General features: G+C 41.7%; 19 protein-coding genes and 1 pseudogene. 9 read left to right on the top strand and 11 right to left on the bottom strand.

Annotated elements, in window-relative coordinates; translation table 11 throughout:
- Positions 1-33: 33 nt before the first annotated feature.
- Together J7K40_11045 and J7K40_11040 are read right to left on the bottom strand one after the other, a co-directional pair.
- Positions 34-771, bottom strand: a complete 738-nt coding sequence (locus tag J7K40_11045; protein ID MCD6162934.1) for a peptidoglycan-binding protein — start codon at positions 769-771, stop codon at positions 34-36.
- Between the two features lie 4 nt (positions 772-775).
- Positions 776-1417: a hypothetical protein gene (locus J7K40_11040; GenBank protein MCD6162933.1), complete on the bottom strand. Its 642-nt coding sequence runs from the start codon at positions 1415-1417 to the stop codon at positions 776-778.
- Between the two features lie 271 nt (positions 1418-1688).
- Between J7K40_11040 and J7K40_11035 the strand changes: the two genes are divergently transcribed.
- From J7K40_11035 to J7K40_11020, 4 genes are all read left to right on the top strand, one after another.
- Positions 1689-2441 (top strand): hypothetical protein, encoded by a 753-nt coding sequence (locus J7K40_11035; GenBank protein MCD6162932.1) that lies wholly within the window; start codon positions 1689-1691, stop codon positions 2439-2441.
- Between the two features lie 17 nt (positions 2442-2458).
- Positions 2459-3997, top strand: a complete 1539-nt coding sequence (locus J7K40_11030; GenBank protein ID MCD6162931.1) for a DUF362 domain-containing protein — start codon at positions 2459-2461, stop codon at positions 3995-3997.
- Positions 3998-4510: 513 nt separating this feature from the next.
- Positions 4511-5548 (top strand): type IV toxin-antitoxin system AbiEi family antitoxin, encoded by a 1038-nt coding sequence (locus J7K40_11025; protein MCD6162930.1) that lies wholly within the window; start codon positions 4511-4513, stop codon positions 5546-5548.
- Positions 5508-6377, top strand: coding sequence for a nucleotidyl transferase AbiEii/AbiGii toxin family protein (locus tag J7K40_11020; protein ID MCD6162929.1), 870 nt, complete (start codon positions 5508-5510; stop codon positions 6375-6377). The genes J7K40_11025 and J7K40_11020 overlap by 41 nt, the downstream gene beginning before the upstream one ends.
- A gap of 187 nt (positions 6378-6564) precedes the next feature.
- Here J7K40_11020 and J7K40_11015 read toward each other — a convergent pair whose 3' ends face one another.
- From J7K40_11015 to gatA, 8 genes are all read right to left on the bottom strand, one after another.
- The gene (locus tag J7K40_11015) at positions 6565-7842 is read right to left on the bottom strand and encodes a metallophosphoesterase (protein ID MCD6162928.1); all 1278 of its coding nucleotides are present in this window, start codon (positions 7840-7842) and stop codon (positions 6565-6567) included.
- A 320-nt stretch (positions 7843-8162) separates the two neighbouring features.
- Complete coding sequence (gene purH / locus J7K40_11010; protein MCD6162927.1) at positions 8163-9710, bottom strand: bifunctional phosphoribosylaminoimidazolecarboxamide formyltransferase/IMP cyclohydrolase; 1548 nt, start codon at positions 9708-9710, stop codon at positions 8163-8165.
- Entirely contained in the window at positions 9703-10608 is a 906-nt protein-coding gene (locus J7K40_11005; protein MCD6162926.1) for a phosphoribosylaminoimidazolesuccinocarboxamide synthase, read from the bottom strand. Before J7K40_11005 ends, purH begins: the two co-directional genes overlap by 8 nt.
- A complete protein-coding gene (locus J7K40_11000; protein ID MCD6162925.1) occupies positions 10605-12074 on the bottom strand; it encodes a glycosyltransferase family 39 protein in 1470 nt (489 codons plus the stop codon). Before J7K40_11000 ends, J7K40_11005 begins: the two co-directional genes overlap by 4 nt.
- Entirely contained in the window at positions 12052-13638 is a 1587-nt protein-coding gene (locus tag J7K40_10995; protein ID MCD6162924.1) for a BamA/TamA family outer membrane protein, read from the bottom strand. The genes J7K40_11000 and J7K40_10995 overlap by 23 nt, the downstream gene beginning before the upstream one ends.
- Positions 13635-14213, bottom strand: a complete 579-nt coding sequence (locus J7K40_10990; GenBank protein ID MCD6162923.1) for a phosphoribosylglycinamide formyltransferase — start codon at positions 14211-14213, stop codon at positions 13635-13637. The genes J7K40_10995 and J7K40_10990 overlap by 4 nt, the downstream gene beginning before the upstream one ends.
- A 2-nt stretch (positions 14214-14215) precedes the next feature.
- Entirely contained in the window at positions 14216-15655 is a 1440-nt protein-coding gene (gene gatB / locus J7K40_10985) for an Asp-tRNA(Asn)/Glu-tRNA(Gln) amidotransferase subunit GatB (GenBank protein ID MCD6162922.1), read from the bottom strand.
- Positions 15648-17096 carry an Asp-tRNA(Asn)/Glu-tRNA(Gln) amidotransferase subunit GatA gene (gatA, locus tag J7K40_10980; GenBank protein MCD6162921.1) on the bottom strand — a complete coding sequence of 483 codons (1449 nt, stop codon included), beginning with the start codon at positions 17094-17096 and terminating at the stop codon, positions 15648-15650. The genes gatB and gatA overlap by 8 nt, the downstream gene beginning before the upstream one ends.
- A 262-nt stretch (positions 17097-17358) precedes the next feature.
- Between gatA and J7K40_10975 the strand changes: the two genes are divergently transcribed.
- Positions 17359-17565: a hypothetical protein gene (locus tag J7K40_10975; GenBank protein ID MCD6162920.1), complete on the top strand. Its 207-nt coding sequence runs from the start codon at positions 17359-17361 to the stop codon at positions 17563-17565.
- A gap of 300 nt (positions 17566-17865) precedes the next feature.
- Here J7K40_10975 and J7K40_10970 read toward each other — a convergent pair whose 3' ends face one another.
- Positions 17866-18537, bottom strand: a complete 672-nt coding sequence (locus J7K40_10970) for an RNA methyltransferase (GenBank protein ID MCD6162919.1) — start codon at positions 18535-18537, stop codon at positions 17866-17868.
- A gap of 167 nt (positions 18538-18704) precedes the next feature.
- Here J7K40_10970 and J7K40_10965 point away from each other — a divergent pair, with 167 nt between their 5' ends.
- From J7K40_10965 to J7K40_10950, 4 genes and pseudogenes are all read left to right on the top strand, one after another.
- On the top strand, positions 18705-21320 hold the full coding sequence (locus tag J7K40_10965; protein ID MCD6162918.1) for a patatin-like phospholipase family protein: 2616 nt from the start codon (positions 18705-18707) through the stop codon (positions 21318-21320).
- Between the two features lie 451 nt (positions 21321-21771).
- Positions 21772-22416 (top strand): DUF47 family protein, encoded by a 645-nt coding sequence (locus J7K40_10960; protein ID MCD6162917.1) that lies wholly within the window; start codon positions 21772-21774, stop codon positions 22414-22416.
- Between the two features lie 229 nt (positions 22417-22645).
- Entirely contained in the window at positions 22646-23785 is a 1140-nt protein-coding gene (locus J7K40_10955; GenBank protein ID MCD6162916.1) for an inorganic phosphate transporter, read from the top strand.
- Positions 23786-24263: 478 nt separating this feature from the next.
- A pseudogene (locus J7K40_10950) lies at positions 24264-24416 on the top strand (DUF262 domain-containing protein).
- Positions 24417-24466 lie beyond the last annotated feature (50 nt).

The raw sequence follows: 24466 nt of genomic DNA, 5'->3' as shown, positions 1-24466 counted from the left end.
CGCCTGAGGCAGGCACAAGCGTTGTTCGATAGTTTAAATCAGGATAAAGTCCATCTTTTTATATCCTCTTATTCTGCCGCAAGCCTCATAGCCTTCCCGGCTGCCTTCATCGTTGGTATTGCCTTCGATAGAGTGAAATATTTCCGGCTCGGCTTCAATTACAATGCCGGTATGGACCCAATCATTGGCTGTTCTTCTGTGTAAAAACAATGAGCCGGGTTTAATTTGTTTATAATCGGTAATTTTATTTCCAGCCAGAAAACTCCCATTATTTTTAGCATTTAAAGCCAACACATCGCATGAAAAAGAGCGTTTAATAGGGGATGGGATATTAAGATTGCGGCAGGCTTGATTGATAATAAAACAGACAAAACTGGCGCACCAGGGCCAGTTTCTACCCTCATTGCCATCCATATAAAGCCTGACCCAGGGTCCCTTGTTTTGACCGCCCGCCTCACGGGGATGTTGTTTCAAGTGCTGTTTTGCGCATTTGACTATCAATCGATTTAATGAAGTTCTCATTGATGAAAGCGGCATTAACGATTGAGCCATTGGCGCTACAAACTGTTTGAAAACGCTGTAGCCAACTATACCGTTAGCCCTGAGCTTCTTGATTGTTTGAAATCTTCTTACGGCATAATCAGTAGCCGGCCCAAAATCGCCATCGATATTCACATATATACCATGAAGGCAGAGCCATTCCTGAATTAGTCTTACCTTTCTGCCTTTGGATTTTCTTTTATAGATTTTATCGAGCGTCAAGTCATTCATAGTTTTATTCGTCCGGATTTACGGGTTTATGTTTATTTCTGTACCAATCGACACGCGTTAAAAATGCATCCAGAATCTTATGAATGCCATTGGAGCCGCCGCCGAGTAAAGCGCCGGTTATAAGAGTATCCATGCCAACAAATAAAGACCGCTGTAAATTGCCGGCAGTTATGAAAACATCCTGATTGATAATCTGCTGAAGAGTCCTGATACCCAGCGCGCTGATACTGATGCCGAGAATGAAGCCGATAAGCAAAGCTAACCTTTTTGTGTTATTAATATGCATTTTCATTTCCTGAGTCGCTTCAATTTGAATATCTGTAGCCGGAGCATCACCGACACCTTGTTTGAGTCTGGCTTTTTGCTTTTCCAAATTTATAATGCTAACAAGTTCCTGTTTCCTTTTGCCCATAAATACTTTTATAATGACCTCGATTGTTCTTTCAAGAAAAAGCGATATTAATAGCAGGGCTATCATCAAAGCAAGTATTTTATCGGTGGAAAATTCCCAATAGGGTATGTTTATCGGTTTAAATATTACAGTTAAAATTAGTATTGTTGCGGCTATTATTATAGCAGAATATTTATATGGCTTCAGTTTGAATTCCGGGCTGGTTAACTCTATTGGTTTATTGTTAGATGCCATTTCTTTATCCTTTCTTTCTATATATTAAATTAAAATTTAGCCTTCTGCATAATAACCAATAAACCGATATTTTTGTCTTCCAACCATGAAGATGTTCCCATCATTTACAAAAACAACCTTAAGAACAGTACAACCTCATTTTTATATACTAACCGGCCGTTATGGTCAAGTAAAAATATTAAGGAAATTTCTATATTATCAATCATTGACTAAAAGCATTTCTTGCTATATAATTTATAAATAATATAAAAAGCCGCCCCGGAGATTTTATATGGACAATAATAAACAGATTGAAAAAATGCGAAATGTATTCCTGGCGCTTCTACTATTAATTGCTGCTCTCTTCGCAGCTTATTATGAGGGGTATTTTCAAAAGATAACAACCATATTCCGGATTACATTAGCGGCAAGTTCCATAATAGTGATATGGTTGTCTCTGTATATTTCTACTAAGCGGTTTTTATCTTTTATAGCAGTGATTTTTATTATCGAATACATTAAAGAGGCTATTGGGATAAAGTCAAATATCTGGGTTTATCATGGCTTTGGCGGACAGTTCGTTTTTGGCGTATGGTGCTGGGTATTAGCAGGTCTTGTTTCTTATGGTTTAGCATCAAGAGTATTAATCAGGTTGATTAGAAAACTTAAATTTACCCTACCGCGCTGGCTAAATCTGATAATACTTTTGCTCATTGCAGCGCTGATTCCTTTTATGATGGGAGACTATCTGCAGGGAACAGGAGCCTTGTTTTGGCTGCTTTACGCGCTGTTATTAATATTCGGCATCTATTCGGTATTAAAAATGGATTTCCCTGTATTTGCCGGGCTTGTTCTGTCGGCATGGATTATCGGCATCCCCAGCGAGTATGTTGGTTCCATATCCAGCGGAGTATGGGAATTTACAATGGATGCGAATTTCCCGCCCTTGTTTTTACTCCTTGGATGCTGGCCGATTGAGATAATCGCGCAGTATTCGATGTCGGCATTTCTTGTCAATGAACCTCTCGATAAAGACACTTATTAAATGGAAGGAAGCTTGCTATGATTGACTTAACCAAACAGGAAAAACAGTTAAAAATAGTCATGACAATCAGCGCCATAATATATTTTGCGGCCGGGTTGGCTTTCGCTTTATTACCCGAAATTATCACTAACTCAATCAACTTGCTTTCCCGTATCGTGATGCCCGGTTTGGCGGAGATGCCTGTATCAACGGAAAAATTTTGGCTGGCGTTAGCGTTTTCCATGATGATGACTATTACTATTCTTAGCGCCATAGCCGGACATAATATCAGAAAAAACAAAGGCTATATCGTGCCGGTATTGGTCTCCAAAGCTATCAGCTCTCTATCATCGCTGGGCTATTTTGTTTTATCAGCAAAATATTTCGCCTATATAGTCATATTTATTGTCGATGGCGCCTTATTCTGGATAACCCTCATTTTCTTTTTAAGAGCCAGCCGCTCATTTTTTGAGGCTCAAACGTTTTACCTTAAGAAAAAGCCGGTTGTCCCAAAAAACACAGGTCCCACAACTGTTGTCTCGTTAAAAGGCGATGATAAATTTAAAACCCTCGATAAGGTCCTTGGCGAATCAGGATTTTTCGGGATATTAGACAGACACTTCAAGCAATCCGGCAAGACGAAAGATGCTTTCAGGGTAGTAATCAAGCCCAATTTCATGTTCATGCACTCGAAAAAGGACCATTCCACTTATACCGATCCCGCCTTAGTGGAGGCGCTAATCGATAAAATTGCCGAAAGGGGTTTTTCTGATATCACTATTGTAGAGGCGCAGAGTACTCTGGGGAATTATTATACTAATCGAGAGGTAATAAAAATTGCCGAGTATATTGGCTATTCGACAGAAAAGAACTATCGTATCGTCGACCTTACCGAAGAGATGACTGCCTATGATTATGGCGGCAGGCTGGGCAAGCACTTTGTCGGGCCAACTTGGAGGGACGCTGATTTTAGGGTATCGTTCGCCAAGAATAAGACTCATGTATTCTGCCATTATACGCTTACATTAAAGAATATCTACGGCACTCTTCCCCTGCAGAACAAGCTAAAAGAGTATCATACCAAAAGGGAGTATGACTGGCCAACAATCGAGACGCTTAAACATTTCCCTGTTCATTTCGGTCTTGTCGATGCTTTCTATAGCGCGGATGGCCATTTCGGAGTCATTGTTGACCCGAAACCAAACCGCACCAGGACTATAATCGGAGGCGAGAACCTATTAGCGGTAGATTGGGTAGGCGCCAAAAAGATGGGGCTTGATCCCGACAACCCCAAGGTAGGACGGTTTCTTCCCTTGGCGGTAGAGGCATTTGGCAAACCTGAGATTAATTGGATTGGAGATAAATCAGTATATGAACCATGGCAAAATGCCAGCGAAATCTTCATCCAATCATTAGATATAATTGAAGAAGCTTATGCTTTCAGCGATTGGTGGTTCTGCGGTTTAACCGCGATGGATAAATATTTCGCCATAAAGAAAAAGGCTTTGCCGATTTATATTTTGAGAAAGATATTGAAGCCAATTAAGCGCATTTTTTACAGATATGATTACATGTAGGAGGGACGCATACAATAAGCAACTTCTAATATCTAATCATGAAATATTAGACAAAGCAAAAAGTAAAATGTCGATGTTTACCGGAGTTGTCCAACGTTTTGTTGCTCTTTAGATATGATTTAAACAAGTTTCACTTAATATATATCATTAAAGAATTTTATTGAAAAAGCCGGACGTAGTGATAATAAGTAATATATTTTTATTCAGTCTTATCTTATAATGAATCCATTGCGTGTATTCTGAGGCCGATAGCTGGGACCGGTAATTATATCATTATTCTTGGGTTTATTTTATCCTCTAATTTAATATAAGTTATTTAAGGCATATTTCCATAACTATTTTTAAAATATCGATTTATAATGAGATAGCAGTGCTACAATGTGTTCAATGTTCTGCTATGTTCATTATAATTGAACCAGCGTATATTTTGAACAAAAAAGCTTGACTTTTATTTAATATATCCGTATGTTCAAATATAATGAACACCGTAAATTGTTGAACAGGTTTAGTGCCATGAATATTGCAGAATTAGAATACGAAATCCTGAATGATGCGCTCGAAGCATTTAAGAATGAAATAAAATTAGACATTGAGGAAATGAATCTTCAAACAGGGCTAATAAACCGCCATGATGCAATCATAGAAATACGTTTTCATGACCGTCCTCTACGATTCTATCTGGAAGTCAAGGCGAATATCAATAATGCCAATGTAGGAAGAATAGCAAACCAAATGAAAATTAGAGGGGGGCACGGGCTATTGGTGACGAGGTATGTAAATCCACAATTAGCAAGGAAATTGAAGGAATTAGAAATCCCATTTTTAGATACTGTGGGAAATATGTATATTAATTTTCTACCTGTTTATATATTCGTAATTGGAAATAAAATTGCCCCAAAGAAATTTATATATGATCGCAACGAAGCCTGGGGACCAGCTAAACTCCGCGTAATTTTCGCACTATTATGTCATGATCGTCTTGAAAACAAAAACTACCGGACAATTGCCAGAGTAGCAGATACCGCTTTGGGCACGGTAAATTGGACCTTTAGGGATTTAACTTTAAAGGGATTTATAATCAGAAAGAATAACAAGGAACGAAGAATAGTCGATAAAAGAAAATTACTTGATAAGTGGGTTGAGTTATATGCGGAAAAACTACGGCCCCAAACTTTTTTAGGTCGATTCGATGCGAAAAAAGCTCTTACGGAAAACCAAATTGACATCACCGGATATAATGCTCAATGGGGAGGCGAAATCGCCGCTAATAAAATCACTCAGTATTTAAGGCCAGAAATTTTTACAATTTATACAGACAAAAAAGGTTTAAATGAGCTAATTTTTCAGTTAGGACTTAGAAAAAATCCAAAGGGAAATGTTGAAATTCGCCGGAGATTTTGGGGAAACCAACAAATTTGGAATAAACGCGATACTGTGCACCCTATTTTGATATATGCTGATCTTTTAGCAACGGCAGAACCAAGGAATATCGAAACAGCAAGAGTTATATATGACCAATTCATTTTACGATATATCGGGGAAAATAGATAAAGATATTATTAAAGCAATCTCCGATATGGATGAAGCGACTCAAGCCTTAGATATATCATATTTCATTATAGGTGCCTTTGCACGCGATATAATTAATATTCTTTACGAAACCAAATCCATTAGAGCCACACGAGATATTGATTTCATTATAAATGTTTCCGGTTGGGATGAATATAATGCGCTTGTAAATAAGTTGTTATCGGAATACGGCTATGTTTTTAATAGATATCAAAAAAATCGATTGAATAGCAAAACCGGCAAACTGGTTGATATTGTACCGTATGGTGATATTGAAAATCCCAAGTATTCAATACAGTGGCCCAATACTGGTTTTGTAATGAGCGCTATGGGATTCGAGGAGGTTAATGAAGCTTGCTTGACTGTACTTATACGAAAAAATCCTGATCTTAAAGTCACTATTCCAACTCCAGCAAGCTTAGTAATATTGAAATTTATAAGCTGGCATGAAAAGTATCCCGCAAGAAGAAAAGATGCAATAGATATTCTTCAACTAATTAATAATTATTGCGAATTTGAAACTTTTGACAGATTTCATACGGAACACGGTGATATAATAATTGATGAAGACAATTATGATTTCAACTGTGGCTTTGCAAGATTGTTAGGTCGCGATATAGCCTCAATAATAAAACCAGCAAGCTTTAATGTTTTACTGGAAATTCTTAATCATGAAATAGATGATAATTCAGAATACAAACTCATCAGAGATATGCAAACTGAATCTACCTTGGAGAGTGATGAATTTGATAATATACTTGAATTAGTTAAATCGTTAAGGACGGGATTAATTGAAAAAAAACAAACTTGACGAAATGAAGGTCGAGATTAATTATATGAAGATCAGCGAAGCAGAACAAGAACGAAGGTCTAAAATATTGCAGGTCGGGTTCCGAACAAAGGGAGCGGACGGAGTCCTTTATTCAACCCGACACCTTACTGCGTTTGGTAAACAGAGCTAAAAATGAAATTCGATAGTATTATCCGAGCTTCCTATCCTACTCAATTGCTATTGATTTGAAACCTTTGCCAGTCTCATATATAAATACCGAAGCGCCGCAAAATTCGATTTGCCCCCGGTCATCAAGCCTATTAAGCCAGCCGCCGGTATTGTAAAGCTTGACAGGCCGCATTCCGGTAACAGCAAGAGGCTTAGTCTGGGGCGGATTATCCGCGCCCCATGCTATTGGACGGTGCGTATGGCCGAATATCACAAACCAGGGCATGGGAATATCATATCCGTATTTCGAGTTGATTTCGTTTATCTCTATCATGCTGGCTTGATAGTAATCCCAGAAGCGGTCTTTAACCTCCTGCTTATGAATAAAACTGTCGCTGTAGCGGGCAACATCCATTTTGCTAAGCGATTCTAAGAACATCTTCTTTACTTTTTTAGAAACCCAGGTCTCGACAATTTCGCCATACCAGGGAAATTTAGTCAATTTGTCAACTTCATTTCTAAAGCGTTCCAAATAAACTTCAATATCATTCAATTCTTTGTCCTTAACATCACGCTGAACCTTGCGAATTACTTTTGTCAACGGACCGGCCTGGCCAATACCTGAGGAGGTTAATTGGCAAAGCGGGAAGTTAATAGATGTCATCTCTTTTAGGTCGAGTACTTGGCCAACATTCAAATCATCGCGGGTAATTTTCAATGACCAATCGCCGGTCAATGACCAGAACGCATCAAGGTAATGACCATGCGTAATGATAACTGACTCATTATCGGCTGCAATATATAGATTGGGATAAACAAAATTGAAGGTTGTGCTTTCCCCATCCGGCTTTGTGATATTGTCGAGAAATAGTCCGCCATAACGATGCTCATCGCTGTCAGTCCTGTCGCTTACACCCGGAATAGTCAATCCCCGGTTATCGCTGCCGGTTCTGTCATCGATTACGCCGGGCACCGACCATCGGAAATGACTTGCCGGCATGCCTTTTTCAATTTTATGGATGACATTTACCTGATATTCATACGTATGCCAGATGTCAAAATCATGATTGCCGGGTATATAAATTATTTCCTTGGCAATTTTATCTCTTTGAATCCGAAGGAAAAATGCTCGCGCTACTTCATAGGCATCTTTGTAATTCTCAATGGAAAGGTCGATTGTATCGCCGGCTAAAATCAAATAGTCGTTATCTTGTCCGGCGGCTTTCCGAAATTTATTATATCCCGAACCCTCAACTATCTTGCCGCTTTGGTCTCTGGCAAACAATGTACACATTGGATCGCCGAAATGAGTATCTGATATTATAGCGGTTTTCATCGGATTAATCCTCCCTGTGAGGGGGATATTCGGTTTGAAATATCCCCGTCTAATTCTTATTATATCCTGAGCGCGTTCGTTAGATATTATAAGATATTAGCAGTTTATGCAAGAATTATGATGATTGAAGCCGCCCTGTAAATCTAACATCATTAGTAGGAATATTAGCCTAAGGAGGCTGTCCGGAGTTTGTTGATAAAGCAACAAACCTCTCTTGTTACCAAGCGCTGCTTGGTAACAAGAGGGCGTATCCGCCTTAGGCGGACACCCCTACGCGTAATAACACAATTTCATGAATTAATACCCGGCAATAGCATATACTAATGCTTAAAATGCCGCATTCCGCTGAATACCATCGCCGCGTTTAGCTTATCGGCGGCGGCTATAACATCGGGGTCGCCTTTGCTGCCGCCGGGCTGGATGACCGCCTTTACCCCAGCCTCAGCCAACACTTCGAAACCATCCGGCATCGGGAAAAAAGCATCGGAGGCGGCTACGGCATCCTTGGCTCTATCGCCGGCTTTCCGCACCGCAATTATGGATGAATCAACACGGCTGGTTTGGCCGGCGCCTATGCCTACCGTGGCGCCATTCTTACAGATTAAAACCGCATTTGATTTAACATGCTTGATAATCTTAAAGCCGAAAAGCAAGTCATCAATCTGTGTCTGAGAGGGCTTGATTTTAGTGACAATCTTCAAATCATCAGCTTTCAGCTCGGCAGTATCCCGCGACTGCAAAAGCGCGCCGCCGGTTATAATCCGCATATCCGGACGCTCCTCTATGGATGAATCAAGCTCGCCCACAGCTATCAAGCGGCGTTGTTTTTTCTTCTTTAATAGCTCTAATGCCTCTGGTTCATAATCCGGCGCCAGTATGCATTCGATGAAACGGGTTTTATGTAAAAGCTTAGCGGTCTCCATATTAACAGTTTGGTTTAAACCTATAATTGAACCGAAAGCCGACATCGGGTCGGATTCTAAAGCTTTGCCGTATGCCTCTGCCAACGTTTCGCCTATAGCTGCGCCGCAGGGGTTTGTATGTTTGATAACCGCGGCGAAGGGGCGTTTGAAATCGAGTATCATCTGCAAAGCGGCTTCGAGGTCCCAGATGTTGTTAAATGAAAGCTCCTTGCCCGATAAAATCTGCGCCTTGCCTATTGAGGCGAAAGGATAACTGTTATCGATATAAAGCGCGGCTTGTTGATGCGGGTTTTCGCCGTATCTAAGCTTGTTTTGCCTTGATAACGAAATTGAGATGTTTTCAGCAAACATCCCGGCTTCAACCTCAGGGGTTGATTGTTTTGATAGATAAGCAGTGATAGCTTTGTCATAAGTATTAGTACGCGTAAATACTTTCAGCGCCATTTTCCGGCGGAATTCGAGTGTGGTTTTACCATTGTTGCTTTCCATTTCCTCTATCAATCTGTCATAATCGTCGGGGTCGCATATAACAGTAACCCGCTTGAAATTCTTTGCCGCAGCTCGAAGCATAGCAGGTCCGCCGATATCGATATTTTCCAAAGCCTTATCCAAATCGGCGCCATCGGCAGCGACCTTCTCGAATGGATACAGGTTGACAACCACCAAATCGAATACCGGCAGATGGCGCAATTCGAGTTCGCCAAGCTGGTCCTTACGGGCAAGAATGCCGGCATGAATGGTTGGGTGAAGCGTTTTTACGCGGCCGCCAAGAATCTCGGGGGAACCGGTAACCTCGCTTACTTTTTTTACACTGATTCTCTCGTTCTGAATCTCTTTATAAGTTCCGCCGGAGGAGACTATCTCAACATTTTTCTGATGCAAGTATCCGGCAAGATTATCTAAGCCGGTTTTATCATATACGGATATTAACGCGCGTTTAATCAATTTCCTTTCCTACCAGCAGTCGGTAGGCCTCCTTATATTTGTTAAGGGTTTTAGATACTATATCATCCGGCAATCGAGGCGGCTCGGAATTTTTATCCCAGCCGCAGTCTGCCAGATAATCACGAACAAATTGCTTATCGAAACTTTCGGGATTTTTGCCCGGCGTATATGTATCTGCCGGCCAGAAACGCGAGGAATCAGGCGACAATATCTCATCGATTAAAATCAGCTTGTCGCCATCAAAGCCAAATTCAAACTTGGTATCGGCGATAATTATATTTTTTGTCAGCGCATATTCGGCAGCTTTTTCATATAAAGATATCGTTGCCTCTTTTAACTTGACAGTAAGCTCCCTGCCAACCATATCAGCCATTTTATCGAAGCTGATATTAATATCATGGCCGCTATCCTCTTTAGTGGCAGGCGTAAAAATCGTTTCGGGAAGCTTCTCCGCCAGTTTCAGGTTTTCGGGCAGATGGCTTCCGTGAAGGTTAATCATGCCGTTTTCAGGTTTTGTATTCTTATAATCTTTATAGCCCGAGCCTATAATATAGCCGCGCGCCACACATTCTATATCAACACGCCGCGCCTTTTTGACTATCATTGAACGCCCCTCAAGTTGGCCGCGATACGGCTTTAGCTCGATGGGGAACTGCTCAAAATCGGCGGTTATCAGATGATTGTCAATGATGTCTTTTGTAAAATCAAACCAGAATACCGATATCGAATTCAATATCCGGCCTTTGCCGGGTATGCCATTGGGAAGGACCCAATCGAATGCCGATATGCGGTCGGTTGCAATAAAAAGCAGGCTGTCGCCAAGATCGTAAATATCCCTGACTTTTCCCCGATTAGAAAGCTTGATGCCGCTAAGGTTTGTTTTCATTACTTCATTCATAGTATCCCTTTATAGCTATAACATTTGTATATGTAAAAATCAGTAATCTTTTTGCCGCCTCTGGCTGCTGTAAAAATCTCAGGTTCATCAACCCGTTCAAAAACATCTTTAAGATGTTTCGGATTTTTATACCTGTTTCTCTGGTCGTAAACGAATATGCAGTTTTTGCCTATAAGCGTATCCGGGTCGCTCCAGAAGTCATAAGCTAAGCCTCTTTTCCCGACAATATTGTTGGAGAATGTTTCCGGCTGGTCATCAAGATGAAACCGCAGTTCGGAAGCTGTTTTATATTCATAACCGCAGATAAAGAACTCGCCATGCTTGGAAAAATCAGCTCTGATTTCATCTACTCTGGCAGCCAGTTCACTCCAGCCATGTATAGTATCAGCTTTGCCGATGCCGACAGCCGGTATAAATAACATTATGTGGAAAACTAAAGTTGCGGCAATCGAAAATGACAAAGCAAATTTACCATACGCCTTCCATTTAAGGCTAACCGATTTTAGTAGCATATAAACTACAACCGGCAATCCGGATAAATACGCCGGCGCCAGCCAGTTCATTTTAACATAATGAACCGGCGAAATCAAAGTGAAAAATAATAATGTCGGCAAAGTAAACCAAAAAAACAGCGCCAACCGGGAATCATCTTTTATGTGGCTGGCGGTTTTAATGATGCCCCAGATAAATAACGGCATCAAAAATATGCCGAGCACGCCAACCTGCGACCCAAGAAAACCGAAAAAGTAATCGGCTCGTATAGTTACAGCCTCCGCGGCTCGCCGTCCGCTTTGAAAACCGAAACTTGCCCAGTTATGCTGATAGTTCCAGACAACAACCGGCAATGAAACAATAAACGAAATTAACAGCGACAGATACGGCTTATATGAAAATAAACATTTTCTGCCCTTATCATAAGTAAGCAGATATAAAAATGCTCCGATAAAAGCAAAAGCCGCCGTATATTTGGATACAAACGCCGCGCCGCCAAATACGCCGGTTAGAATCCACAAGTTCAGATTGTCGTTTTCAACTGCCTGATATAAGGCAAACATCATCAAAAACCAGAATAGAAGCAAAGGACCATCCGGCGTGATTATTATTCCTCCCAAAGAGAATATTAAAGTACTAACGCCTGCAATAACCGACCAGAAAGCCGTTTTAATATCAAAAAGAGATTTGATAAGATAAAACATCAGCAAGGACAAAACAAAGGAGATGAATATCGCCGAGAAATGCAGCCCGAACGAGTTGTCGCCGAATATGCCGGTAAAGAAATAAATTAAATAAGCGGTCATCGGGGGATGGTCGAAATAGGAAATATCCGGATGCAGTGAATAGTTCCAGTAGTATGCTTCCTGAGGCGCTGGCTCTAAGAATAACGCCATTATCAGCCGCAGGATGGTTACAGCTATTATCAACAGCCAGAAAGACCGCTCATAATTATTGGAAACGCGCCAGGCCAAATAAATTCTCCGTGCTAAATGATAAATACCAGTTGTTGCTATCCAGCGCTTTAGCCAGATCGAATCTAATTATACGAGCGGTTGAGGATTTTGTTAATCCAAAACGCAAACCTATGCCAACATCTTTTTTCATATCCGACAAACTGACCCGCTCATTATCATCCCAAACATAACCGGCATCGAAAAACACCGCGCCGCCTAAACCGACAGTAAATATCTCGACCGGAGTAAAAATTCGGTACTCGATGTTTGTCAAAGCCAATTTTGTGCCCTCAAAATAACGGTCGGGGTAGCCCCGCAAGCCGTTAATCCCGCCCAGGACCAACTGGTAATTTGATTCCTGCCTATAACCGAATTGGGTCATAAACCGGCAGGCAAGAAGATTTCGGCAGGAGGGCTTATAGTAGATAATAGAATTAAATGTATTAGTGATTCTTTCTCTATTAGTTCCGTTATAATAATTTGAATAGCTGTTCTTTGCTCCGATATAAACCCTCTTAGCGGGATTGACAAAAAAGCCGGCGCCAACTCTAAAATAAGCGCCCTCATAATTAGCATTAAAAGCATCGTCATACCAGATAGTGTTAACCTCTATAAAGGCATGTTCAGCTAAATCCTCGGTAGTCCCGAATTCATCAAGGTACACAGCAGTAAAGTAGCGGAATGTTGAGATTTTTAAATTTATTCCGGGCCCGCTGAATATCTCGTTTTGCGGAATTAAACCATAAGCATCATTTATTCCGGGCAATTCGCTGTATTCATGATTGTTATAAGCAAATTGAAGTCCCGGCACCAACCGGGTATGCTTGCCAAAGGCTCTATTAAGATAGAAGTTGAAAATTTTGTAGTTATATTTATATTTGAATATCTCATTGCCATAATAAAATATCCTCGGTTCTGATTCCTTTTTACCAAGAAGTCCGCCGAAACTCCATTTGGTATCGAGACTGTAAAATGGTTGGTTAAGCTGGATGCTTTGCCCTCTCTCATAAGATAAATCACACAGCCAGATATTAGTCATAAAACGAGAGCCGAACAGACGTCTATCTGTTATAAGGAAAACATACCCGTCATTTTCATCGGTGGTAAATTGCAGGTTTGCATCAAACCCGATGCCCAAACCGGCGATATTTTTCTCGTCCGCATAAATCGTAAAATTATACCGTCCGCCGCCGCCCTCGGCTGAGGCGCCAACAGCCGTTGTCCAGAGATCCTCGGTTATGATTTTGATATCAACCGAATCGCCCTCAATCCGACTGATAACACTTCTGGCATCGCCAATAAAAACTAAGGAACGGATATTTCTCAGGCTTTCCTCTAAAGTCTCCTTATCAAAAACATCTCCCGATTGCAAGAGCAATTCCTGACGGATGATGCGTTCTTTCGTTACAACATGGAATTTATTAGCCAGCTTGAAAAGAAAATTGCTTTTGTGTTCGAGTTGGTTATCGAAAACATTCAACCTGACAATACCAATACTGCGAATATATTTCTCGCCATATACTGATGGTGATAGCGTTCCTAAAAATAGAATTGTGAATATTAATAATGCGTATTTTTTCATTTGATAAACAGCTTAACAGCCTCCGGTAAAATCTGATGTTCAACCTCAAGTACTCGGGCGGCTAATGATTCGGGCGTGTCGTCTTTCATAACCGGAACCTGCCGCTGAATTAGAATCGCTCCATGGTCATATATTTCATCCACCACATGAACGGTCGCTCCCGAAAAATTATCCTTCGCTTGAATAACGGCTTTGTGAACATTCATTCCATACATTCCCTTGCCGCCATACTTGGGCAGCAAAGCCGGATGAATATTGATTATATGTTCATGGTAGTCATTAATTATTGCGGACGGCAAGAGCTTCATATAACCGGCTAAGACTATAAGTTCGATTTCATTCTGTTTTAAAACATTCCGTAAAGCCGCTAAGTAATCGTTATCATTGGGATATTTAAACTTGCTTATATGAAATGTCGGTATGCCGGCTTTCTTAGCGCGTTCGAGTCCGTAGGCTTTGGAATTATTTGAGATTACCGTTTTGATTTCAGCTTCTATGGATTTATCAGCGCAGGCATCAATTAGCGCCTGAAGGTTTGTGCCGCCGCCTGATATAAATACTGCCAGTTTTAACATCCTTACCCTCTCAATTTATTCAGCGCATCCTTTAATATCCGGTTAACCATAGCCGGATTCGCCCGGCCATCGGTTCCTTTCATCACTAAGCCGATAAAGAAGCTGAACAGCGCTTCTTTGCCATCAAGATATTTCTTTACATTGCTCTTATTATCTACAAGTATCTTTTCCACTATAGCCGAGAGCTTATCGATGTCTGATACCTGCCTCGATCCCTTTTGCTCGACTATTGCTTCTGCGGTATTGCCGGTTTTTATCATTTCGGCAAAAACATCTTTGGCAATTTTACCGGAAATCTCACTGGTGGTTATCATTTTTATTAAGCCGCCAAGATTTTCGGGCGCAGCCTTGATTTGAGATATATCGGTTTCTTTTATCTCCCGCATCAATTCTGTCATAATCCAATTGGCTGAAAGTTTAGGTTCGCCGGAAATTTTAACCACAGTTTCATAATAATCAGATAAGTTTCTTGATGATGTCAATATCTCAGCATCTCCGGCAGGGATTTTATATTCACCTATAAAACGCTGAAGTTTCGCATCAGGAAGTTCCGGCATAGTATCTTTTATTTCTTCAATCCATTCCGAACTGACATCAAGCCTCATTAAATCGGGTTCGGGAAAATAACGATAGTCGCTTGCTCCCTCTTTAACGCGCATAGGCTTGGTGATAAATGCTTTCTCATCCCACAACATGGTTTGCTGAGATATACAGCCGCCGCTTTTGATAATCTCAATCTGTTTTTCTATTTCATAATCTATAGCTTTTACGATAAACTTAAACGAGTTCATATTCTTTATCTCGCGGCGCGCGCCATACTCTTTCTGCCCTGACTGCCTGACAGAGACATTGACATCACAGCGAAACGCGCCCTCGTTCATATTGCCGGAGCTAATATCGAGATATACCGCTATCTGCTTAATCTTATTAAGGAAATCAGATGCCTCTTTGGAGGTTCTCATATCAGGCTCAGACACAATCTCCAATAGCGGCGTTCCGCAGCGGTTGAAATCTATGAAAGAGTATCTGTCATCAATATCATGAAACGACTTGCCTGCCTCCTCCTCGATATGAATTCGATTGAGACGGATTTTCTTCTCGATATCGTTAGCGTCCCTGATTACAACTGCTCCGCCTTTAGACAGCGGGAACTCAAATTGCGATATTTGATAACCTTTGGGAAGGTCGGGATATAAATAATTTTTACGGGCGAACTCACTTTCCGGGCTAATCGTGCCGCCGACCGCCAGAATCATTTTTATGGCATACTCGACCGCTTTTTTATTAAGTTTTGGCAGAACTCCGGGCATTCCCAAACATATAGGACAAACCTGCGTATTAGGTTCGGCGCCATAGGAGGTCGAACATCCGCAGAATATCTTAGCGGCGGTTTTAAGCTGAACATGCGCCTCCAAGCCGATTACCGCTTCATACTTAACCATTGCCAAGCATCCTTTCGATATGATAGGCTCCGCGCAGAATCGTTTGCTCATCAAAATATTTGCCCATAAGCTGTAAGCCTATCGGCATGTCATTAGGGTCTTTGCCGATTGGGATGCTCAGCGCCGGAATTTTCGCCAGCGGTGAAGCCGCTGTGAAGACATCCGAAAGATACATCCTAAGCGGGTCATTGATGCGTTCGTCAAATCCAAAGGCGGTTGATGGAGAAGTCGGCGATAGTATTATATCGCATTCCCTGAATGCTCTATCGAAATCCTCACTGATAAGCGAACGGATTTTCAAAGCGCGCCGGTAATAGGCATCATAGTAACCCGCCGAAAGCACAAATGTGCCCAACATAATGCGCCGTTTGACTTCCGCGCCAAACCCCTCGGTGCGGGTATTGTAATACAGCTCATCTAATGAATTTGCGATAGCCGACCGCCAGCCGTATCTAACCCCATCATAGCGGGCTAAATTGGCGGAGGCTTCGGCATTGGCGATAATATAATATACCGCCGTGCAGTATTTTGTCATAGGCAGTGATATATCTGCAATCTCGATATTATCTTTCCTTAAGCTGTCGATAACATTTTCAATCGCCTCTCGAACCGGCTGGTCAATTCCCTCACCAAAATACTCGGCCGGAATGCCGACTTTCAAGCCGCGCAGTCCTTTGGCTAATTCGCTGGAATAATCCGGCGCTGGTGTGTCGGTGCAGGTTGAATCGCGCTTATCATAGCCCGCTCCGATTGATAACAGCCCGGATAGGTCAGCAACATCGCTGGCAATGGGACCTATCTGGTCGAAAGATGAGGCGAAAGCGACCAGCCCATAGCGGGAGATGCGGCCATAGGAGGGACGTAAAGCGGCTAATCCGCAGAATGCTCCGGGAAGGCGAACCGAGCCGCCGGTATCAGAGCCGAACGAAAGGGGTGTCATACCCGCGGCAACCGCCGCCGCCGAACCGCCTGATGAGCCGCCGGGGACTTTCGATTTATCAAGCGGGTTTTTTACCGCACCATAATAGCTGAACTCATTGGATGAACCCATAGCGAATTCATCCATATTAGTTTTGCCGATGATTACCAAACCGGCTTTTTTTATATTCGAGGTCAAACCTGCATCATAAACCGATGTATAGCCTGTCAGGATTTTCGAGGCGCAGGTAGTCGGCATGCCGGCAACCTGTATATTATCTTTAAAAGCCGCCGGCACGCCTGCCAGCGGAGAGGGGATATCGTTGTTGTTTATTCGCTTATCGACAACCTCAGCTTGCTTTAAGGTAAAATCACGGTCAACATGGATGAAAGCGTTGATTTCCGGATTAAGCTTTTCGATTCGCGCAAGAAAGTATTCCGCTGTTTCAACTGAGGAGATTTCACGAGTGTGAATTTTAGCCGCAATTTCGCGGGCTTTCATGTTGGCAAGGTCATCACACATAGGATTTAAATAGTATCAAAGTTCGGCAGCTAAGTCAACTTGATTGTGAGGTAAGGTCGATTTCTAACAATAGCATTAGCAATTATCAGTTTAATCATAAGATTTATTAACACTAATGGAAAATTCGGACGATAGAAATAATAGCTGCAAATAATGGCTGTTTTCTTATATTCTATATTATTGTAGGAGGATTGCTAAAATGGTTAAAAACACCCAGCCGATTATTTTTAGGGGATATATAAAAAAGGAAAATAAGCATTGAGTGGCAATTTGTATAGATTTGAATATCGCAGCTCAAGGCAAAACAGCTAATAAAGCAATCCAAGAATGTGGAGAACTGATTAAAGAGTATTTGGAATATGTTAGGAGTAAATATCCAAAAAATATTAAAAAATATATTCCCAGACATGCATCTTCTGAATTAATGAATGAATACTATTCTTTAAATAGGGAAAGCAGTTGCTCCTAAAAGAAGCCCATTAAATAAAGCAATTTTTAATTTCCCGATAGAACCAGAAACCTTAACATATTGTTATATTTAAAAATTGTCTGATAAACCTGCAATTGATTTAAAAAAAGTTCGCAAAAAACTAAGAAAACTTGGTTTCAAGAAAAAGCGAGCCAAAAACATGAGATTTGGGATAATGAAAATGGAATAATTATTCCTATGTCTCATGGGAACCAGGATGTTGGACAGACACTATTAAAATCTATATGTTTTGAACTTGGCGTAACTATTAAAGAGTTTTTAGAAATCTAAACCTTGCTTCTATTTCCAATACCCCTTATAAAATTTATACATCGCCACACCGGCGGCGACTGATACATTTAACGACTCCACATTATCAGACTGCTCTATGCGGAATCTGTAATCAGCTGCTTTTTCAATTTGCGGGTCTATACCGGAAATCTCGCCGCCTAAAACCAGCACTGGCTTCTTGATGCGGGTCGCTTTCGACAACCATTTTTTAGCCGAACCGGAAAAAGTTGCGATACTAAACTGATTGCCAAAAAGCTTAATAAATTTAGCCGGCGTCTCAAGTTCTAATACCGGAATCGTGAAAAGTCCGCCCTGAGTCGCCCGCACTGTCTTGGGGTTATAAATATCAGCGCAATCGCCAACGCAGACAACTATATCATAATCGAAAGCGGCGGCAGTACGAATAATCGTACCAAGATTGCCCGGGTCGGAAACATTATTAGCCGCTACTGCCCGCTGCGCCCGAGCAATCAAACCCTGCAAACCGCGCTTGACATCTTTCTGCTTTACGACTGCTATGATTCCTTGCGGCGATTTTGTGGAGGCGATTTTATCGAACTTAGCGGAAGTCGCTTTAGCCGCTAATCTCATAGGAATATTATATTTTTCAATCAACTCTGTCTGCGAGGCTCTAACTATAAATTTTACTACCTCCCAATCAGATTTCAGAACAGTTTGCACCAAATGGGGGCCATCGGCAATAAAAAGATTACGCTCTCGCCTGTATTTTTTCTGACTTAAGGATGTAAATATTTTTACCTGATTATTAGTAAGCTCCGGTAATATTTCTGATAGATGCTTGATTTTAGACCTCCTCTAAGATATAATCATACTTCAGGTGAATTACAATGAGACGTTTGGTTTTATTTCTAATATTCATAATTACAACCGCAATATGTATAGCCTCTGAACATGTTGTTATTATAGAACCTGATTACCCGCTAAATCAACATAATTTTGAGAATACTCCTTACAGCCGCTATCTTCAAAGCCATGAGGGTATTGCGTTGGCGCTTTCCGGGGGCGGCGTTCGCGGGCTGGCTCAGATTGGAGCGCTTGAGGTATTTGAGGAGAACGACATTCCAATTAAATTCATTGCCGCCGCCAGTATGGGAGCGGTTATCGGCGGTCTTTACTGCTCGGGCTATTCGCCCGCGGAACTCCATCGTATGGTATCAACGACAAGCTGGCAGCAGCTGTTTTCGCCAACCCCAAGCAGGTCATCAATATTAGTTTCAGCCAAAGGGCGTCCGGAGAAGGCGCTTTTTAAAATCGGCATGGAAAAATGGCGGCTGGTAATGCCCAAAGGGATAACCTCAGGCCAAAAACTATCGACATTATTGACCAGGCTGTGTTATCGAAGCGGAATCAAGTCCACCATAAGTTTCGACCTTCTCGACCCGCCATTCAGGGCTGTATCAACAAATCTGGTTAACGGAAAGCTTGAGGTTATATCATCCGGCGATCTGGCCGAGGCTATAAGGGCATCGTTAGCTTTTCCAATCGGCTTTACGCCTGTTTATATCAATGGCAATTTGTTGGCGGATGGCGGCTTGCTTAACCCAGTACCGGTTGATATATGCCGCAAACTGGCGGGCAGTCCGGTAGTGGCAGTCAACACTACGACTCCTCTATTGCCAATAGAGGATATCTCTAACGCTTATGATATAGTCAGTCAATCAACAACGGTTATGTCTCTTAAGAGCCTCGAATATCAGCTTGGTCTGGCCGATGTGATTATAACGCCGGATATTGGCCATCTAAAAACATTCGATGTCGCCAATGTTGAGAAGATAATCGAAACCGGCAGACAGGCGGCATTAGAGCAATTGCCGGATATACGCAAGGCATTAGAGCGAAAAAAAGCTGTCAGCGGACGGGAATTTCAAATATCCGAGACAAAAATCAAAGGCTTGAAACATATGCCGGAATCTTTTTTCCTTGATGGCCTGAATCAAAATGAAATTATTTATGAATCAGAGATTAAAAACAACCTGACCATTTTTTATAAGAGCGGTTTTATCAAAAATGCCCGAGCTGAATTGATAGAACAATCAGGGGAATATCAACTCGATTATATCTTAGATGACAATCCTCGCCTAAGCGGCATAATATTCGATGGTTTAACTCTGTTTTCACCTCAAACGGTAACCAGATTAATCGATTCCCAACCCGGACAGATTGCCAATTTCAAGACGCTGGCATCTGATATCGAGCGGATTGAGCGTCTATATGCCAATTCTGGATACACTTTGGCGCGAGTAGATTTTCCTGATATTAATTCGCAGAGCGGCGTTATTGTTTTTAATATCGATGAGGGCAGGATTAACAGGATTATAATCGAGGGCAATAAACGCACCAAGGATTGGGTTGTTTTGCGCGATTTTCATCTTCGTTCGGGCAAGATATTTACTGCGGATAAAGCTCAGCGAAGTATCGAGGACTTGTATGCCACCGGACTGTTTGGAACAGTTAAGCTCACTGCATTGCCCTGCAGTTCGGGAGTTGATATCGTTATCAAAGTCGAGGAGAAATCGTTTGATTATCTCCGCGCCGGCATCCGTTATGATAACGAATATAAAACCGCCGGTTTTATTGACATTGTGGGAGCAAATATATTCGGTACCGGAAATGAGGTCAGTCTATCAGGGCAATTCGGCGAGAAGAAAAGAGCATTCCTGTTTGCTATTAAAGCCGACAGGATATTTAAAACATATCTCACCTACCGCCTGTCGGTAAATTACTCTTTGTTTGAGAGAAATTTTTACATCGAGCATGATTATATCAGACATCTTGAAGAGGAAACTACCGGCATCGAATTTGAGATTGGTCAGCAGTACCATCGTCTCGGCAAGCTTTCGGCAGTGTTGAATTTATCGCGCTGTATAAACGATACGCCCGATAGAATAAAACCGATAGATAGACGGCGAACATCGATTTCAATACGGTCTTTAGTCGATACCTTCAATTCTCTGCCGATTCCGGAAACCGGCAAGCTTCATTATTTCGATATTGAGTTTGCCAATGATATACTTGGCGGCGAGATGGTCTATACTAGATTTTATACAAGCATCGAGGCATATTATCCGCTTTTCAGGGGACTGAATTTTCACCCGCGCGCGGAACTTGGCCTTCTAAATAAAACGCCCCCGTATTTTAAATTGTTCAGTCTTGGCGGTAGGAATTCATTTTATGGGCTTTATGAGCATGAACAAACCGGCGAAAAAATATTCAGCGGCTCATTAGAACTGCGGCAAAAAATCACAGGCAAATTATATGCCTCTGCGCGGTATGATTTCGGCAAGGTCTGGAAAAAACTCCAGTCTATTCGTTTCGACCAGCTTCATCATGGTTTTGGCGGCTCGCTCATGTTAAAAACAATCATCGGTCCCGTAGGAATCTCGTATGGCCGTACAACCGAGGGCATTCAGGCGGTGTATTTATATGCCGGCTATGATTATTAATATAACCACTTAATAGTCGGGACTTTCCAGCCCCGACTATTTCCTGTGGTGCTGAAATAAATTCTAATAACACCTTTTGTTGGAATTCCCATAATGATGTTGGATTTTATATAGACGTAACGTGTAGGGGCGTATTGCATACGCCTTCTTGCTAATAAGCAGCGCTTGGCAACAAGAGTGGTGTTGCTGCTTTGTCAACAATCTAAGCATATCTGCCTCAGGCGGACATCCTGACACAAACACGACAATAATCGCTATTAACTAATACTATTCCCACAAATAACCTGTTATATATTTTGAAATTTTGTCGATGTTTGAATTGGAATCATTATAAGTATTTTGCTTGTTTGCCGATATTTAATTTTGGTTTATGTGTTATATATTCATAAATTACAACAATGCAAACAGTTGAAATTATTAAGCATCTTGAGAAAAAGGATGAATTATCCCAATGGCTATCCTGTTTAAAAACATAAAAGCGCTTGAAAAACAAATCGATGAATTCCTTGATGCTGTCAGTCAGGGTGCGGTGGTTTTCAAACTGGGAATTAAGGATTACCTCGATTGCAATATGGACAGGTTTAATGAACGAATTGATGCAATCGGAAAACTGGAAAGCAAAGCCGACAACCTTCGCCGTCAAGTTGAAAACCATCTTTATACTCACTCTTTAATACCTGAATATCGCGGTGATGTGCTGGGACTTTTGGAAAACATGGATGATATAATTGATACAGCCAAAGAAACCCTGAATCGATTTTTAATAGAATCCCCGGAAATTTTGCCGGAGCTTAAAGACGAATTTTTAGAGCTTACCGATGTCTCGATAAAATCGGCGGAATCGGTGGTTTTATCGGTAAGAGCGTTTTTTACAGATATTAGCGCTGTTAAAAATTACATTCATAAAGTGTATTTTTACGAAAAAGAATCAGACAAAGTTTCCAACAGGTTGAAGATGCATATTTTCAATCAGGATATCGATCTCAGCCGCAAAATGCATCTGCGGGATTTCGCCGATCATGTTGACAGCCTTTCTGACTGCGCGCAGGCTGTCGCCGACAGGTTGACGATATACTCTATAAAACGGTTAGTTTAAATATATTTGATTATATCTATAAAATTGTATGATAGAGTAGGGCAGGAGTCTCTGACTCCTGCCTATTCGAGGCTGTTAAGAGTAAGTTTAAACGATGGTTATATTGGAAACAGAATAGGCAGGTCTCGGAAAGACCTGCCCTACATAGCTGGTTTAAATATATTTGATTATATTCATGAAATTACATGATAGTGAAAGTAAAATACTAACCCCTTAAGATAACGATATTATGATACTCTTATTCCTATCAAGCGGATTATTTTTAGGCTGGTCTTTGGGCGCCAATGATGCCGCTAATATTTTCGGCACGGCTGTCGGCTCGAAAATGCTTCGTTTCAAGACAGCCGCTATTACTTGCGGCATTTTTGTCATCCTTGGCGCGGTTATAAGCGGTTCGGGGGCGGCGAAAACTCTCGACAATCTCGGTTCTGTTAATGCCATCGCGGGTTCGTTTATGGTGACGATGTCGGCGGCATTCACCGTGTTCTGGATGTCGAAACTGAAGCTGCCGGTATCGACCTCGCAGGCGATAGTCGGCGCTATAATAGGTTGGAACTTTTTCGCAGGCTTTACCACAGATTATAACTGCCTTGTCAAAATAGTTTTAACCTGGGCGGCTTGCCCTGTATTGACAGCTGTTTTCACGGTTATTTTATACAGTTTGGCAAAGTTTGCCGCCATCAGGTCGAAAACGCATTTACTCCGACAGGATTTTTACGTTCGAGTTAGCTTGCTGGTTGTCTGCGCGGCTGGAGCCTATAGTCTGGGCGCTAATAATATCGCCAATGTGATGGGTGTTTTTGTTTCGGTTTCACCTTTTACGGATATTAACTGTTTTGATCTGTTTACATTATCAGGCACCCAGCAGCTATTTTTTCTCGGCGCGCTGGCTATTGCAGTTGGCGTTTTGACATACTCAAAAAAAGTAATCCAAACCGTTGGCTGCGGTTTGTTCAGCCTGTCTGCCGGTTCATCTCTGATAATAATTCTCTCCAGCGCGATTGTCATGTTTATGTTTTCCTCGGAGGGGCTAAACAGCTGGCTTGTTTCAGCTGGTCTGCCGCCATTGCCGTTAGTGCCGGTTTCAAGCACCCAGGCGGTTGTCGGCGGCGTGATAGGAATCGGCATACTAAAAGGCGCCAAGGGCATAAGATACAAAGCGCTTGGCGAAATTGCCATTGGTTGGGTAGCCACACCGATAATTGCCGGCATAATATCATTTGTAGCATTATTCTTCCTGCAAAATGTCTTCAAACTTGAGGTAAGCCAAAAATCGGCGCAGGTCTATAGCAAGCCGGCGCAGGTATGCTGTTATAAACCGCAATCCGATAGATTAAGCAAGCCCGGTTCTGACCCGAAAATCCAGTAGGTCAAGTCCACTGGGGACTTGACGCACCGGTTACGTGGTTGGTGTACGTCCTCGTGCACCAGCATTATCGCGAATGTCAGTCCGCCGCGGTGGATTCCCTGCCCTTTTGTGTTGCCAATCCGGTGTTGTCAGAAGTTACTTCTGACAGCAAGGCAATTATATCATTGACCAAGCGCGTAAAAGTTATTATTGTTTTGCAGTATTGATGGCAATTGTTGAGGGCGACATCCCGATACAGGCGTGCCCTTAAGGGTGTCATCCGCTTGAGTTTCCGCCTATGGCGGACATTATGAGGGATAACTCAAAATGAGAACACTTGTGGGCGGTTAGGATTTTGCTTTTTCCTGTTGATTCGTGTTGACATTGAATCTTTGGTAAGATATACTGCTGTGAAAATGAGTTGTATAGTATTATGTTAGCGCCGTAGCCCTTGTGAGGCTTATCGCAATCGTTATATGCTAAATAAAAAGGGTGATAAATGAAAAATTCTAAAGAAACAATAAGAAAGTTTGTAAATTATTTAAATAATCCTGAAAAGGATGGCGGATACTGGTTACCCAATATTCAAAGATCTTTTGTTTGGAAAGAAGAACAAATTGAAAGATTATTTGATAGTATTTTAAGAGAATATACTAGTGGAACATACCCCCGCTGGTGATCGGCAACGCTACTTTTGATATT

Source organism: Candidatus Zixiibacteriota bacterium (genome assembly GCA_021159005.1).
Classification (GTDB): Bacteria; Zixibacteria; MSB-5A5; order UBA10806; family 4484-95; genus JAGGSN01.
This window is presented reverse-complemented; position numbering and strand designations above follow the sequence as displayed.

Coding starts and splice junctions, on each gene's coding strand:
- J7K40_11040 (MCD6162933.1), bottom strand. CDS start 1,417: ATGGCATCTAACAATAAACCAATAGAGTTAACCAGCCCGGAATTCAAA.
- J7K40_11045 (MCD6162934.1), bottom strand. CDS start 771: ATGAATGACTTGACGCTCGATAAAATCTATAAAAGAAAATCCAAAGGC.
- J7K40_10955 (MCD6162916.1), top strand. CDS start 22,646: ATGATACTCTTATTCCTATCAAGCGGATTATTTTTAGGCTGGTCTTTG.
- J7K40_11020 (MCD6162929.1), top strand. CDS start 5,508: ATGACCAATTCATTTTACGATATATCGGGGAAAATAGATAAAGATATT.
- J7K40_10960 (MCD6162917.1), top strand. CDS start 21,772: ATGGCTATCCTGTTTAAAAACATAAAAGCGCTTGAAAAACAAATCGAT.
- J7K40_11005 (MCD6162926.1), bottom strand. CDS start 10,608: ATGAATGAAGTAATGAAAACAAACCTTAGCGGCATCAAGCTTTCTAAT.
- gatB (MCD6162922.1), bottom strand. CDS start 15,655: ATGGTTAAGTATGAAGCGGTAATCGGCTTGGAGGCGCATGTTCAGCTT.
- J7K40_11025 (MCD6162930.1), top strand. CDS start 4,511: ATGAATATTGCAGAATTAGAATACGAAATCCTGAATGATGCGCTCGAA.
- J7K40_10965 (MCD6162918.1), top strand. CDS start 18,705: ATGAGACGTTTGGTTTTATTTCTAATATTCATAATTACAACCGCAATA.
- J7K40_11035 (MCD6162932.1), top strand. CDS start 1,689: ATGGACAATAATAAACAGATTGAAAAAATGCGAAATGTATTCCTGGCG.
- gatA (MCD6162921.1), bottom strand. CDS start 17,096: ATGTGTGATGACCTTGCCAACATGAAAGCCCGCGAAATTGCGGCTAAA.
- J7K40_11030 (MCD6162931.1), top strand. CDS start 2,459: ATGATTGACTTAACCAAACAGGAAAAACAGTTAAAAATAGTCATGACA.
- J7K40_10995 (MCD6162924.1), bottom strand. CDS start 13,638: ATGAAAAAATACGCATTATTAATATTCACAATTCTATTTTTAGGAACG.
- J7K40_10990 (MCD6162923.1), bottom strand. CDS start 14,213: ATGTTAAAACTGGCAGTATTTATATCAGGCGGCGGCACAAACCTTCAG.
- J7K40_11015 (MCD6162928.1), bottom strand. CDS start 7,842: ATGAAAACCGCTATAATATCAGATACTCATTTCGGCGATCCAATGTGT.